Source organism: Paenibacillus sp. 1A_MP2 (genome assembly GCF_052244825.1).
GTDB classification, from domain to species: domain Bacteria; phylum Bacillota; class Bacilli; order Paenibacillales; family Paenibacillaceae; genus Paenibacillus; species Paenibacillus vandeheii.
In genome coordinates this window covers 3,012,510-3,025,652 of record NZ_JBQQCS010000001.1, presented here as the reverse complement: position 1 = coordinate 3,025,652, position 13,143 = coordinate 3,012,510, and the positions used below count along the sequence as shown (strand labels likewise).

Genomic DNA, 13,143 nt, shown 5'->3' with positions numbered 1-13,143 from the left:
TGGGAGTATCACTATTCTCAAGTCGTTTTATTTTCATCATGGTTAGAAAAAACGCGCCTCGTTACGCTGCTTTATTTAGCAGTAACTCCGTATTCTGACATCCAATCCTTGATTCCCTGTGTACTTCCTCCCCAGCCCTCAACGTACTCGGACAGCTCTGAAGTGGAGATTTGTTTGTCAGGCAACGCATCACGCTGTACATACACCGGATTAAGAACCACTTGATCCTCTGTCTCATCCCCATTCAGCTTCTGGTACGCATAACGAACCTGAACACGCCCAATGTCTGTAGGATCAACGGCAGCAGAAGCCACCCAAGGGTTTTTCGGATCCTGGATCATCTGCAAATCTTCATCACTCATGTCAATACCGTATACCTTAATCTCGTCACGTCCTGCTTGCTGAATAGCACGCGCTGCACCTTTGGCAAATTCATCCCATGCAGTCCATACCGCTGTAATTTCACCTTTTGGATATTGTTTCAGAATCGCTTCCATTTTGGCTTGTGTATCCAGCGCCGGATTCTGTGCTGAACCAAACGTTGCAATCTCCTTGATGTCCGGGTTCTCTTTCAAGAACTTGCCATAAGCAACCTGACGACGTTCCATTGGCGCAAAGCCAGCCACCCATACTTTTACGATGTTGCCTTGTCCATTAATATCTTTTTCATTTGCTCCAGCGTAAGCTCAGCCATCTTCTGATCATCTTGGGACAACACTGTTGCTCCCGGAACACTAATGTCTGCATCGAACACAACAACCGGAATTTTTTGTTCTACTGCTTTTTTCACCCCAGGCTCCAGCAAGGAATCCCCGTGATCCGTCAGAATAGCATCGAACTTCTGGTTAATTGCACTATCGAGCAACGATACCATTTTGGCTTTATCATTATCGGCGACAAACGTAGTCAGTTCTCCACCGAATTTTTCAATTTCTTCTTTAACCCCTTGCACATATTGCTGCGAGAACGTACCTGTGTTAAATTCCATAATCAATGCAATGCGTTTTCCACTGAGTGGACCTGTTACTGCTTCGGTTTGAGGCTTGTCCTCTGTCGTGCCAGAAGCTGTAGTTGAAGCAGGCTCTTTTTTAATTCCGCAAGCGGACAGCGCCAATGTAAATACAAGCAGCACACTCAACCATACCCATTTTGAATCTTTCCTTCTCATCTCTTTCTCCCCCTGTTCACACTCTCTGTGATCTCGATCACAATCATTGAATATTAATATAACGGCTAATCCCTAGTATGTAAATGGGTTTTAGTAATTTAAAGCTAAAACTCGCTAAGTTTTTTCAGGAACTAAATCATCTTATCCAGTTCATCCAAAATCATGAAAATAACACAAGAAAAAGACCGTAAAGGGGGGCCTTTACGGTCTTTTGGCCTTACAGAATAATGGCGATCAATCCACCTGAACCTTCGTTAATGATGCGTCCCAGCGTCTCTTGCAGCTTGTATCGTGCGTTATCTGGCATCATCGCAATTTTACCCTGAATGCCTTCTCTCACGATGGAATGCAGCGAACGACCGAACATATCTGAATCCCAAACCTTGATTGGATCGTTCTCGAAGTCCTGCATCAAGTACCTCACCAGTTCCTCACTCTGTTTCTCCGTTCCGATAATCGGTGCAAACTCCGATTCCACATCAACCCGGATCATGTGAATGGATGGTGCGGTTGCTTTCAGGCGGACGCCGAACTTCGTACCCTGCCGGATGAGCTCTGGTTCATCCAGTGCCATCTCGGCGAGGGATGGAGCTGCGATACCGTAGCCGGTCGTTTTGACCATCTCCAGCGCTTCAGCGAAGCGATCGTACTCCCTCTTCGCATGGGAGAATTCCTGCATCAACTGCAGCAGATGGTCCTTGCCTCGAATTTCAATACCAACGACTTCCACGAGGATCTGATCGTATAATTCATCCGGTGCATACAGATCAATTTCTGCCACACCCTGCCCCATGTTCATGCCGCTCAGACCGGCACGGTCGATGAATTCATATTCCATGAACTGAGCAACAACCCGATCCACATCACGCAGCCTGCGAATATCCTTAACCGTGTCGCGCACGGAATTTTCGTAGTTGCTGCGCAGCCAGTGATTTTCGTTCAGCACCATTACCCAGCTCGGCAGATTCACATTCACTTCATGTACAGGGAACTCATACAGCACTTCGCGAAGCACACCTGTCACATCGTCTTCTGTCATTGTAGCTGCACTGAGGGTCATGACCGGAATGTCATACTTGGCAGCAAGCTCACTGCGCAATTGCAGCGCTTCTTCACTGCGAGGGCGAGTCGAGTTGATCACCAACACGAATGGTTTACCCACTTCCTTCAGTTCAGCAATGACACGTTCCTCAGATTCCACATAGGAGCTCCGGGCAATCTCCGCAATCGTGCCATCTGTTGTGACCACAACACCCAGTGTGGAATGCTCCTGAATGACCTTGCGTGTGCCAATTTCGGCAGCTTCCTGGAACGGAATCGGTTCTTCAAACCAAGGCGTGGAGATCATGCGTGGTCCATTCTCGTCCTCGTATCCCTTGGCTCCTTCCACTGCGTAACCTACACAATCCACAAGACGCACATTGACATCAAGTCCCTCTGCGACCTTGATTTGAACCGCGTTATTCGGTACGAATTTTGGCTCCGTCGTCATGATGGTTTTGCCAGCTGCGCTCTGGGGCAGTTCATCTACTGCCCTGGCACGGTCTGCCTCGTTTGTGATGTTTGGCAGCACAATCGTTTCCATGAAACGTTTGATAAATGTTGATTTACCTGTCCGGACTGCGCCGACAACCCCGAGATAAATATCCCCTCCGGTCCGCTCGGCAATGTCCTTAAAAATGTCCACTTTCTCCAATGAAATCCCCTCCCTAAATTACTCCGAAGGAAAAATGCTAAAGAGCATCCGCTTCGTTTTTTCAATCAGAAGACTGAAATCCCTGCAACGGTAGAGCCGCCTTTGTGAGTGCCCGGAAGTCGTCCGCCGCCGAACGTTGCATTCTGATGAAACCGGCGAAAGCGGCGTTAACTCGTACATGCAATTGGACTAGTATCATCTTATGTATCCGTATGCAGCATTATGACGCGTATTTTTTGTTTTTTTCTCAAGGTAGTGACCTTAAGAGAATCGCCCCGCTCTCGGACTGCGCGTCTTTATTTCAATCTACTTTATGAGCGTACCAAAGCTTTTATGCCGGTTCGTTGCTGAGAACAAGAAGTTTCATCGTTATTTCCCCATGGACACAGCGGATTTTCTTTTCCCGCCGATCGATCAAATGGATATACCATAATTGAAATCAGCATGTTCGAAGGCCGAACAGATCAAGTCAAAAAAGAGCTTATTCAGCAATTATTCACTCGAATAAATGAACAGTTAAAACTGTCGCCCAATGATGTGGAAATTACCATATTTGAAACACCACGCAGTCATTGGGGTATCCGCGGATTGCCTGGCGATGAACTTAACTTGAGTTATAAAGTGGAGATCTGAACAGATCATCTGAGTAAAACTTACGGACCATATAATTTGACTTTAAACTAACATACAAGAAAGAGATATCCCGTGATGCGGAATATCTCTTTTAGGGCTAATCATTGGATCGCATGCATTCGAATCGAATGAATGCCTCATGATTACTTTTTTGCAACCGGAGTGTTATTCTGCCACGTGTAGGCCACCGATTTGACAGGGACAAAGTAAGAATGCTCCAGCAAAAATTCACGCATATCTTCCGCGTTCGTTGGAGGCTTCTCTGACTTCTCTACAGCCTGCATAATGTCAAAGGCATAATCCACATAGACATTGCCCTCGACATCCATCATGAAAGGCAGCTCCTGACCTGAATATACACTACTCAACGTAACCGCTCGGGTACCAGCCTGTGCAGCTTGTTCCATATCTACAACGTATAGATCCGGATACAGTTCTTCCCCGCGTGGCAGTTGATTGTTATGTACGGACTTATACTGATTAACCATTCGTTGAACATCATTTACTTTCTGCACGGTTTGAAGATCCATGACTTTAATTGTTGGCTTCACTTCTTCATCCTGAATGAGAAAGTAAGCGCTGCCACCACTTTCGAACGCCGTTCCGGGTATTTCATCCAGATATCCCTGCTGTTTCAGCTTGGACAGATCGACTCTGAATTTTTCATATTTAGGTGTTTCCATATCTGCATTGATCATGGGCAAAATCCCTTGATCCTGTTGGAACGCTTCTACCGCAGTTTGAATACGGCTTACACTCTCCTTATAAGCTACTTTGGGATCGGGATTACTCTGAGATTGATACATACACCCTGTTGCTGTCATAGCAAACAACAGAAATACGAGTAGACAGGACATCTTCTGCAGCTGACGCCTCTGCCTACGTGGCTTCACGTTCTTCGTCATATTCACGTTCATCCGTATCCTCCTTGAATCGTTCCACTCCGTATTCTTAGAACCAATCATCCTCTTCCTGCTGCTGACGCTCCAGTTGTTTACGAATCGCCGCCTTCAAGGGGTCCTCCGGAACATGAACCGTTACGGATCCCCGCACTTTCGCCTGACAAGATAGCCGGGTGCCTGCATCCAGCAGCGAACCCAGCTTATGCTTCTCCGCATCTGTTGGTGGATGCAGCGCAGCAAAATATTCCGCATCTACTTTCACCTTACACATCAGGCAGGCTGCCTTTCCATCACAACGAGTTGCTATCTTTACCCCTGCACGGCGTGCAGCATTTAGCAGCGTTACCCCTGGCTTTAGCCGAATCGTCTTATTTTGTGGTAAAAAAGTAATATTGTAATCCATAACTCTTCCTCCCTCAACCTACTGAGGCCATTCGAAGCCAACAAGCTCTTCCACTTCTGCTCTGAATCGACTTGTCCAAATATTTTGCTGCCCCAATAAAATCATTAGAGGTTGATGTAATTCGGGCATCTTCCGAATCTCTCTTGCGATGGGTTCATACCGATCGGCTCGACCTCTCATCAGATTGAACAACAGCTCATGCGCAAGCGGCATTAGTCGCAATGTGTACGAGCCCACTTTCGCCTCAGGTGCATACTCGAACAATACATGTTCAATTTCAATACGGTACCAACTTTTACGTGCCCACACTTCAAAACCACCAACCAGCTCCAACGCACAAGCCCCTACCTGATAATGACTAAGCAGCGAGGCATAAGGTCCAGTCTTATCTACCACAGGCTCGTCCAGCACCAATCCAGGCGCAGATTTATGCAGCACCTTCGCAGCGGTGATATCAGCGTAAATGTCAATATCTCTGGGAGCCTGCTGTAACTCCACCTGTTGGAGCAATAATCCACAGCTGCCCCCAAGCAACCACGTATGAGGCTCTGTATCCCAGGCTTTCGCCGTCTCCAGCAAAGCCGCGTGTAATTCCGGATAGCGCTCTGTCCGATCCTCCGTTTTATGCGGCCTCATTGGCTCACCTTCCCTTCATCCGTTTTCGTTGTGTCAGCTCTTATGATGTGTTTATGCGGATGTTATCTCTCAGGCGAGAAAGATCAGGTTAGAGAAGCTATTCCGCCGAAAAAGCCAATCAGCATAATGAGAAAAGCAATTAACGAAAGAATTCCCCGTACAATTCCTTTCGTTTTGGCACGAGCAAACGTAATCAGGAATACAGAAAGTCCCATAATGAGGATTGCGACCAATGAAAGCCACATCTTGTCCATTGCGTTCATATTCCAGAGTTCTCCCCTTCAGTCCGTTATTCATCACTGACACTGTGACAATTGTAACTATTATAACACGAAACTTAGCTCCACTTTCCAAAAAAAAGACAAAAAGCAAGCCGGCAGATGCCGACTCGTCTTTTTGTCTTGCTCGATCGATTGCAGAACAGGCGCGATCTATTATTTTTTCATCATCATTTTCATTAATGATTCCATACTGTTTGGGTTTAATCCGCTTTTTTTGACGGCACTCACGATATCCTGAACTGTATCCTCAGATACCGGCACTTTTGCCATGGCGGATACTTGCTTGATCAGTTGGCGCAACTGAGCTTCATTTTGCATGGTGGACGGTTTTACTGTACTCGCCAATTTTTTGACGGCACCTTCCGTAATCGGTTTCCCTGTTTTTTGTTGATCGCTTTCAGCGCTTCCTTGGAAATGTTGTTAGCCATTCGTCTCCCCTCCTCCGGCAATACTCATGTGTATAGTATGAGTGCACCGCAAAAAAGGTGAATAAGCTTTCTCATTTCGGGAAAGCCGCCTACGCGACCATCAGGAATGCCACTGCTCCCAGGTTTCAAGCGTCATGACTTCCATTTCGGTCTTCGGATCACGTCCCATCAATGCTTCAACCGCATCCCGCGGCTGTCTCTCTGAAAAGAACGTGATAAAGCTGATCTGCAATCGGCATTTGCACACCGTATTTCTGAGAAATAAAGTGGGCGGCCTGCGTGGTCCGAATGCCTTCCACAACCATGCCCATGGAACTCAAAACATCGTCCAGCTTCTGGCCTTTGCCCAGCAAGGAACCTGCTCTCCAGTTACGACTGTGCTGACTCGTCGCGGTCACGACCAAATCGCCGATCCCTGCAAGTCCAGAGAACGTGAGCGGATTCGCTCCCATCTCCACACCTATGCGTGTGATCTCGGCCAGCCCACGTGTTAGCAGCGCAGCTTTGGCATTGTCACCAAAGTTAAGGCCATCTGACATACCTGCTCCCAGCGCGATAATATTTTTGAACGCTCCCGCCAGCTCTACACCGATCATATCTCGATTTGTGTACACACGGAAATAAGCATTCATAAATAAACCTTGGGCTGCCTCGGCAGAAGCTTTATCCAGTGATGCCACAACAACCGTTGTTGGGCAACGCTTAACCACTTCTTCCGCATGGCTTGGACCAGAAAGTACAACGACACGTCCTTCTTCACATTCAAGTTCTTCCGATATGACCGTGGACATGCGTTTCAAGCTTTCTGTCTCGAAACCCTTGGTTGCATGAATGATTAACATTTCCGGTTTGTAATGGGCCTTAAGCTGATGAGCAACCGAACGCATCGCCGATGAAGGAGCAACAATTAACACAGCTGAAGCCCCTTCAACTGCCTTTGCCATATCCGTTGTTGCCTGAATACGGGGCGACAGCTCTGCATCGGGAAGGAAGCGTTGGTTGGTATGTTTAGTATTGATCTCTGTGGCCTGGTCTTCACCACGTGTCCACATGATCACATCCAGCTGATTGGCAGCCAATACACTGGCGAGTGCAGTACCCCAACTGCCCGCAACCAGAACAGCAACTTTTTTAGACAACGCGTTTTCCCCTCCAGGGTTTTTCGATCCCAATTTATTTTCCTGTCCTTTGGCGAGCTTCGCAATATTGGTACGATGTCTCCAGAACGCAAACAGACAAATAATCAGACTTCCCCAGAAGATACTCATTGAATATCCGGGTAACACAAGGATGAAGAGCGGTGTCAAAGCTACAAAAATAAGGGAACCCAGTGAAACATATCGTGTCAATACGATGGACAGGATGGCAAATACCCCGGCGCACAGCGCAGGAATAAGTGCAAGAGTCACGAGCACACCGATTGCTGTCGCGATTCCTTTTCCTCCACGGAAACGGAAGTACAGCGGCCAGTTATGTCCTGCAATAGCAGCTATACCACTAAGTGCAGGAATCCAATCGGAACCGTTGCTGAACCAAACCCCAATCCAAACGGCCGCAATACCTTTGAGTACATCCAGCAGCAGTACCAGAATTGCCGGCCCTTTTCCCAATATCCGCAAAGTATTGGTGGCTCCTGCATTTCCGCTTCCGTGCTGACGGATATCGATCCCCCGTAGTGCTTTTGCAAGGAGGACACTAAAGCTGATTGAACCGAGCAGATAACTCAGGACAATCGCTGCGATTTGTAAAATCACAAACTTCTCCCCTAACCTTCGTCGGACTTCCTCCGAGTAAATATGCGAATTGGTGTCCCTTCAAAATCAAACGCTGCACGAATTTTATTCTCCAGGTAACGTTCATAAGAAAAGTGCATCAATTCCGGATCGTTTACAAAGATAACCATGGTCGGAGGTTTAACGGCAACCTGCGTCACATAGTTAATTCTCATTCTGCGCCCTTTATCTGTTGGCGGCGGATTAATCGCCACTGCATCAGACACGACATCGTTAAGCAGATGCGTCTGAACACGCATAGAATGCTGCTGTGCTACACGCTGCACAACAGGCAACAATTTTTGTAAGCGTTGTTTTGTCTTAGCTGACAAAAATACAACCGGAGCGTAAGTCATAAACAGGAAATGATCCCGAATTTTTTTCTCAAACTCATTCATTGTTTTATCAGACTTCTCGACAACGTCCCATTTGTTCACAACAAACATAGAAGCTTTACCTGCTTCGAATGCGTAACCCGCAATGTGCTTGTCCTGCTCAATAATGCCTTCTTCGCCATTAATAACAATCAGAACAACATCTGCACGCTCAATGGCACGCATCGCACGCATTACGCTGTATTTCTCCGTGGTTTCATAGACTTTACCACGTTTACGCATACCTGCTGTGTCGATCAGCACATAACGCTGGCCGTCTTTTTCAAACGGTGTATCAATAGCGTCCCGCGTTGTTCCAGCAACATCACTGACAATAACACGTTCTTCGCCCAAAATGGCGTTCACCAATGAAGATTTACCCACGTTAGGACGTCCGATCAGAGCTACACGAATGACATCGTCATCGTAAGTCTCTTCCTCAAGTTCAGGTAATTTCTCTACGATGGCGTCGAGCAAATCTCCTACACCTGTACCATGACTTCCTGATACTCCGATTGGATCACCAAATCCAAATCCATAAAACTCATAAATGAGCTCACTGCGCCCGATATTATCCACTTTGTTAACGGCTACAACGATAGGCTTACCTGAGCGGTACAACATCTCTGCGACTTCTTCATCAGATTGCGTAATCCCTGCTTTTGCATCACACATGAATACAATAACATCCGCTTCTTCAATGGCGAGCTCTGCCTGCATCCGGATTGATTTTAAAATGACGTCCTCGCCGTCGATTTCGATACCACCTGTATCGATAATGCTAAATGGTTTACCGTTCCATTCGCCGATTCCGTAGATACGGTCACGGGTAATGCCCGGCTTGTCTTCCACAATGGCCAATCTGTCGCCGATGATCCGATTAAAAATGGTGGATTTACCCACATTCGGTCGCCCGACAATTGCCACAACGGGTCTTGCCATACATTCCACTCCTCCTGTCCATACTTACGATACTCATCATAGCAAAAAACACCTGTCTTGGCTAACGTTTCATGCCGTTATACTCGCAATAACAACAATCGGCGAACCCGCTGGGGCTCGCCGATCTTGCTTTTATTGTTCAGCAAAATATGCAGTATATAACTAAGAACCATTCATGTATAACTTATTTGAATTTGCTGAGTTTGTCACCGAAGCGCTCGCCGAGCGTGATGCTCAGACCTTGATTGCTCATGGAAACGTTCGGGTTGTTGATTTCTTCACGTGGAGCATTGTTTCTTGCTGGTCTTTCTGATTTTTGTGCTTGAGCAGGAGCTTCTTCAGTTTCCTTGATGCTCAGGCTTACACGTTGCTCAGAAGGGTTCATGTCCAAGATTTTAACTTGAACTTCTTGTCCTTCTTTCAACACTTCGTGCGGAGTGCCAATATGTTTGTGGGAGATTTGCGAGATATGCACAAGTCCCTCAACACCAGGAGCGATTTCAACAAAAGCACCGAAGTCAACCAGACGTTTTACAACACCTGTTACGATATCGCTAGAGTTGAATTTGTCGCCAGCTGTTTCCCAAGGACCTGGTTGAACAGCTTTCATGCTCAGGCTGATTTTACCTTTTTCAGGATCAACTTTCAGCACTTTTACGTTTACTTTATCGCCTTCAGACAGAACGTCCGATGGTTTGTCAACGTGTGTCCAAGCCAGCTCGGATACGTGAACCAATCCGTCTACTCCGCCTACATCAACGAAAGCACCGAATTGAGTCAAGCGTTGTACCGTACCTTCGATCACTTGGCCTTCTTGCAAACCAGCCATAACGTTAACTTTGTTTGCTTCGAATTCTTGCTCAAGTACGTCTTTTTGGGAAAGGATCACTTTGTTGTTCTCACGATCGATCTCTTTCACTTTAACACGCAATGTGCGTCCTTTGTAATCGCTGAAATCTTCAACGAAATGGCGTTCAACCATGGAAGCCGGGATAAATCCGCGTACGCCCACGTCTGCTACCAGACCGCCTTTAACAACGTCAGCTACAACAACTTCGAATACGTCTTGGTCTTCAAAATGCTTTTGCAATTGATCCCAAGCGTTTTCGCTGTCGATTGCACGTTTGGACAGAACGAGTTTTTCTTTCTCGTCGTCGATGCTAAGTACTTTAGCTTCAACTTCTTGTCCAACTTCAACTGCATCAGACGCGCTGTCTACGTGCAGAGAAGACAGTTCACGAATTGGAATTACACCGTCATATTTATATCCAATGCTCACATAGGCTTGGTTATCTTCCAATTTGACGATGGTTCCTTTTACGGTATCTCCTTTTTTCAAGGAAACGAATTGATCCAACTCATCTTGGGTTGCTTCTTGATTTTTCATTTCTTCCGACATGTCAAATACCCTCCTCAATTCAAAAACCCCATTATATTCAAACCTGCCTGTAGCAGAGTTCAAAACACTTTCATCACTGAATGAACATCTTTAGCTTCCCTCAAAAATATGGAAACATGCACTCAGCTGTCTGACGACGACGCCATTATTTGCTTGGCACGCCTGTCTGCACCATTTCATTAATCTTGGACATAATCTTCTCCGTCGCTCTCTCCAGCGCATCGCCGGATGGATCTTCCTTGAACTCGTCCAAATTCACTGGTGCTCCATAGACCACTTTCATCTTACGAAAAACCTTGTAGTTACCGATAATAGCAGCAGGAATAACTGTAGCACCACTTCGGAGGGCGAAGCTCGCTGCCCCTTTTTTGCCGATGCCACCATCATTGTGTCGACTTCCCGAAGGAAAAATGCCAAGCACTTCACCATCACGCAAAATGTTGAGTGAGGTCTTGATGGATTCCTTGCTGACGCCTCCACGTTTAACGGGGAAAGCGCCTACGGCTTTGATAATTCGGCCGAAGACCGGAACATCAAACAATTCACTTTTGGCCATGAAGCGCACCTGACGGCTAATCTTGATACCTACCGTTGGAGGATCAAAGTTACTGATATGATTGGAACATAAAAGTACGCCGCCTTCTTTCGGGATGTTCTCCCGTCCAACTGCCTCCAGGCGGAAAAGAATGGTGTAAATGATCCGCAGTAATGTGCTGCAAAATGTGTAAATCATAGACCGATCTCTCCTCTGACCATTGTGCAATAAGACACGATTTTGTCAACCACTTCATGGATGCTCATCTCAGTTGTATCGAGCACGATAGCGTCCTCAGCACAACGAAGCGGGGATACTTCCCGACTTTCATCCAATTTATCACGGGTGGCAATGTCTCGCTCAAGTTGCTGCAACGTCAGTCCTTCTGAGGGGTCCAGTTCTTTGAAGCGGCGAAGTGCACGCTCTTCCACACTGGCAGTCATGAAGATTTTCACTTCCGCGTCGGGCAATACTGTCGTTCCGATATCGCGTCCATCCATGACGACGCCCTTGCGCAAAGCCATTTGCCGCTGTGTATCCACCAATTGCGTACGCAGCCCCTCGATTTGCGCATATCGGGACACGATTCCCGTCACTTCACGGGAGCGGATTTCCGAGGTTACATCTTCCCCATTACAGAACACTTTCTGTCCGTCGGGATCCGGTTGTAAATCAATGACCAGCTTTTGGGTTTCCTGAAGCACCTCTGACACATCTTCCGGTGAAATACCTTTCCGAAGCATATGCAGGGTTACCGCACGGTACATTGCGCCAGTATCAACGTATATATACGCGAGCGCCTCTGCAACCAATCGGGCCACCGTGCTTTTCCCGGCACCGGCAGGTCCGTCAATTGCAACGTTCATCTTCCCGTTCTCTGATGTGTTCTGGCTTGCCAACGGGGCATTCCTCCTCAAACGATAAGCCTCAATAAAAAAACAGGCATTGCCTGCATCGTCAAAATTATACCACACTATACACATGGATGCAAAAACAGACAAATCAGTGATGCTATTATTCGTGCACCGTTTGTATCTGTATTGGTGTTCCTTCCAGACGATCAATAGAGGTCATATTTTTTTTTATATCAGGCACAAGAAGTATTAACTGGTAGATCACAAGCAGAATGAGAAGAGCTGTAATCAGTTTCAGAGCCCTTCTCTCCATTCGCTTGGACAATACATAATATAGGCGCTCGTATCTGCGGGACGCATGGCGACGATTGTTCACAACCCGAACCTCCGTTTTTCCATTACAGTGCCCGCCACTGTCTCTTTATCCAGACAATCACGATTCTTATTTCGTTCGATAATCCAATTGCCGTTCAAAACAAAACTTGATGATCTTCTGCCGCTCCGAATCCGAAATCTGCACAAACTTTAACATACACAACTGTCTGCCCGTTTCCAGTGTTTTGATCCGCACCACTTCGGCTTCAAAATTCGCATGTTCAATCACTGCATTACGATATGGAATAAGCAGCCAGCATTTCAGCTTTTGCCCTTCCGCAATTGGAAAACTGGGTTCACCGTAAATGGACAACCCACCGCCGCCAATATCTTCAGTCAAGCCCACGGCTCGGGTCAGATCTTCACCCTGTATAGCCATTTCAAGGTTTGCATGAACACGCAGAAAACTGCGACGTTGAATTTTGGTAATGTCATCCGGCAAAGGTTTGCGAATTCGTACAAGACGAACCACATCTTCTTCAAATCCGGTAACGTACGTGTTGAAATAATGACGAACCCCGTCTTCCGTAATATAAGAAATGGACAATTCCTCACCAAAAAACAACCTTTTCAACCGACTGCTTCCCTGTTGCATTGGAACTTCGATCAGGAAACTATGCTCATCCACATCCGCTATGCGTGATTTATATTCTTTGCTTTCCTCTTTTTCATCTGCAGAGGCAATCTGGATGTATAAAACTTCATTTATTTTGGGAAACAAGCTGTTCACCGCCACCTTAGCTTT

The 13,143-nt window shown here is 46.7% G+C and carries 12 protein-coding genes and 4 pseudogenes; 1 reads left to right on the top strand and 15 read right to left on the bottom strand.

Features of this window, described 5'->3' with window-relative positions; translation table 11 throughout:
- Positions 1-71 precede the first annotated feature (71 nt).
- Positions 72-1,168 (bottom strand): annotated as a pseudogene (locus ACTWJ7_RS14845) (sugar ABC transporter substrate-binding protein).
- Between the two features lie 217 nt (positions 1,169-1,385).
- Positions 1,386-2,864 carry a stage IV sporulation protein A gene (spoIVA, locus tag ACTWJ7_RS14840; protein WP_024630674.1) on the bottom strand — a complete coding sequence of 493 codons (1,479 nt, stop codon included), beginning with the start codon at positions 2,862-2,864 and terminating at the stop codon, positions 1,386-1,388.
- A gap of 429 nt (positions 2,865-3,293) precedes the next feature.
- On the opposite strand from spoIVA, the gene ACTWJ7_RS14835 reads away from it, so the two are divergent.
- Entirely contained in the window at positions 3,294-3,497 is a 204-nt protein-coding gene (locus ACTWJ7_RS14835) for a tautomerase family protein (RefSeq protein ID WP_443146377.1), read from the top strand.
- A gap of 143 nt (positions 3,498-3,640) precedes the next feature.
- Here ACTWJ7_RS14835 and ACTWJ7_RS14830 read toward each other — a convergent pair whose 3' ends face one another.
- From ACTWJ7_RS14830 to ACTWJ7_RS14770, 13 genes and pseudogenes are all read right to left on the bottom strand, one after another.
- Positions 3,641-4,414, bottom strand: a complete 774-nt coding sequence (locus tag ACTWJ7_RS14830) for a hypothetical protein (protein ID WP_443145581.1) — start codon at positions 4,412-4,414, stop codon at positions 3,641-3,643.
- 34 nt (positions 4,415-4,448) lie between these two features.
- On the bottom strand, positions 4,449-4,802 hold the full coding sequence (locus tag ACTWJ7_RS14825) for a 2Fe-2S iron-sulfur cluster-binding protein (RefSeq protein WP_301877608.1): 354 nt from the start codon (positions 4,800-4,802) through the stop codon (positions 4,449-4,451).
- Positions 4,803-4,820: 18 nt separating this feature from the next.
- A complete protein-coding gene (locus ACTWJ7_RS14820) occupies positions 4,821-5,438 on the bottom strand; it encodes a hypothetical protein (protein ID WP_301877609.1) in 618 nt (205 codons plus the stop codon).
- An 83-nt stretch (positions 5,439-5,521) separates the two neighbouring features.
- Positions 5,522-5,701: a DUF2768 family protein gene (locus ACTWJ7_RS14815; RefSeq protein ID WP_024630679.1), complete on the bottom strand. Its 180-nt coding sequence runs from the start codon at positions 5,699-5,701 to the stop codon at positions 5,522-5,524.
- A gap of 171 nt (positions 5,702-5,872) precedes the next feature.
- Positions 5,873-6,147 (bottom strand): annotated as a pseudogene (locus tag ACTWJ7_RS14810) (stage VI sporulation protein F).
- A 100-nt stretch (positions 6,148-6,247) separates the two neighbouring features.
- Positions 6,248-7,286: pseudogene (locus ACTWJ7_RS14805) on the bottom strand (NAD(P)H-dependent glycerol-3-phosphate dehydrogenase).
- 36 nt (positions 7,287-7,322) lie between these two features.
- A pseudogene (gene plsY / locus ACTWJ7_RS14800) lies at positions 7,323-7,901 on the bottom strand (glycerol-3-phosphate 1-O-acyltransferase PlsY); the annotation flags it as partial.
- Positions 7,902-7,912: 11 nt separating this feature from the next.
- Positions 7,913-9,235: a ribosome biogenesis GTPase Der gene (gene der / locus ACTWJ7_RS14795; RefSeq protein ID WP_024630683.1), complete on the bottom strand. Its 1,323-nt coding sequence runs from the start codon at positions 9,233-9,235 to the stop codon at positions 7,913-7,915.
- 184 nt (positions 9,236-9,419) lie between these two features.
- The gene (gene rpsA / locus ACTWJ7_RS14790) at positions 9,420-10,634 is read right to left on the bottom strand and encodes a 30S ribosomal protein S1 (RefSeq protein WP_024630684.1); all 1,215 of its coding nucleotides are present in this window, start codon (positions 10,632-10,634) and stop codon (positions 9,420-9,422) included.
- Positions 10,635-10,779: 145 nt separating this feature from the next.
- Positions 10,780-11,367, bottom strand: coding sequence for a lysophospholipid acyltransferase family protein (locus ACTWJ7_RS14785; protein WP_024630685.1), 588 nt, complete (start codon positions 11,365-11,367; stop codon positions 10,780-10,782).
- Positions 11,364-12,068 (bottom strand): (d)CMP kinase, encoded by a 705-nt coding sequence (cmk, locus tag ACTWJ7_RS14780; RefSeq protein ID WP_079349429.1) that lies wholly within the window; start codon positions 12,066-12,068, stop codon positions 11,364-11,366. Before cmk ends, ACTWJ7_RS14785 begins: the two co-directional genes overlap by 4 nt.
- Before the next feature lie 115 nt (positions 12,069-12,183).
- Entirely contained in the window at positions 12,184-12,399 is a 216-nt protein-coding gene (locus tag ACTWJ7_RS14775; RefSeq protein WP_079349430.1) for a hypothetical protein, read from the bottom strand.
- Between the two features lie 66 nt (positions 12,400-12,465).
- Entirely contained in the window at positions 12,466-13,119 is a 654-nt protein-coding gene (locus ACTWJ7_RS14770; RefSeq protein WP_079349431.1) for a flagellar brake protein, read from the bottom strand.
- Positions 13,120-13,143: the final 24 nt, after the last annotated feature.

Coding starts and splice junctions, on each gene's coding strand:
- rpsA (WP_024630684.1), bottom strand. CDS start 10,634: ATGTCGGAAGAAATGAAAAATCAAGAAGCAACCCAAGATGAGTTGGAT.
- ACTWJ7_RS14820 (WP_301877609.1), bottom strand. CDS start 5,438: ATGAGGCCGCATAAAACGGAGGATCGGACAGAGCGCTATCCGGAATTA.
- der (WP_024630683.1), bottom strand. CDS start 9,235: ATGGCAAGACCCGTTGTGGCAATTGTCGGGCGACCGAATGTGGGTAAA.
- ACTWJ7_RS14825 (WP_301877608.1), bottom strand. CDS start 4,802: ATGGATTACAATATTACTTTTTTACCACAAAATAAGACGATTCGGCTA.
- ACTWJ7_RS14815 (WP_024630679.1), bottom strand. CDS start 5,701: ATGAACGCAATGGACAAGATGTGGCTTTCATTGGTCGCAATCCTCATT.
- ACTWJ7_RS14830 (WP_443145581.1), bottom strand. CDS start 4,414: ATGAACGTGAATATGACGAAGAACGTGAAGCCACGTAGGCAGAGGCGT.
- ACTWJ7_RS14785 (WP_024630685.1), bottom strand. CDS start 11,367: ATGATTTACACATTTTGCAGCACATTACTGCGGATCATTTACACCATT.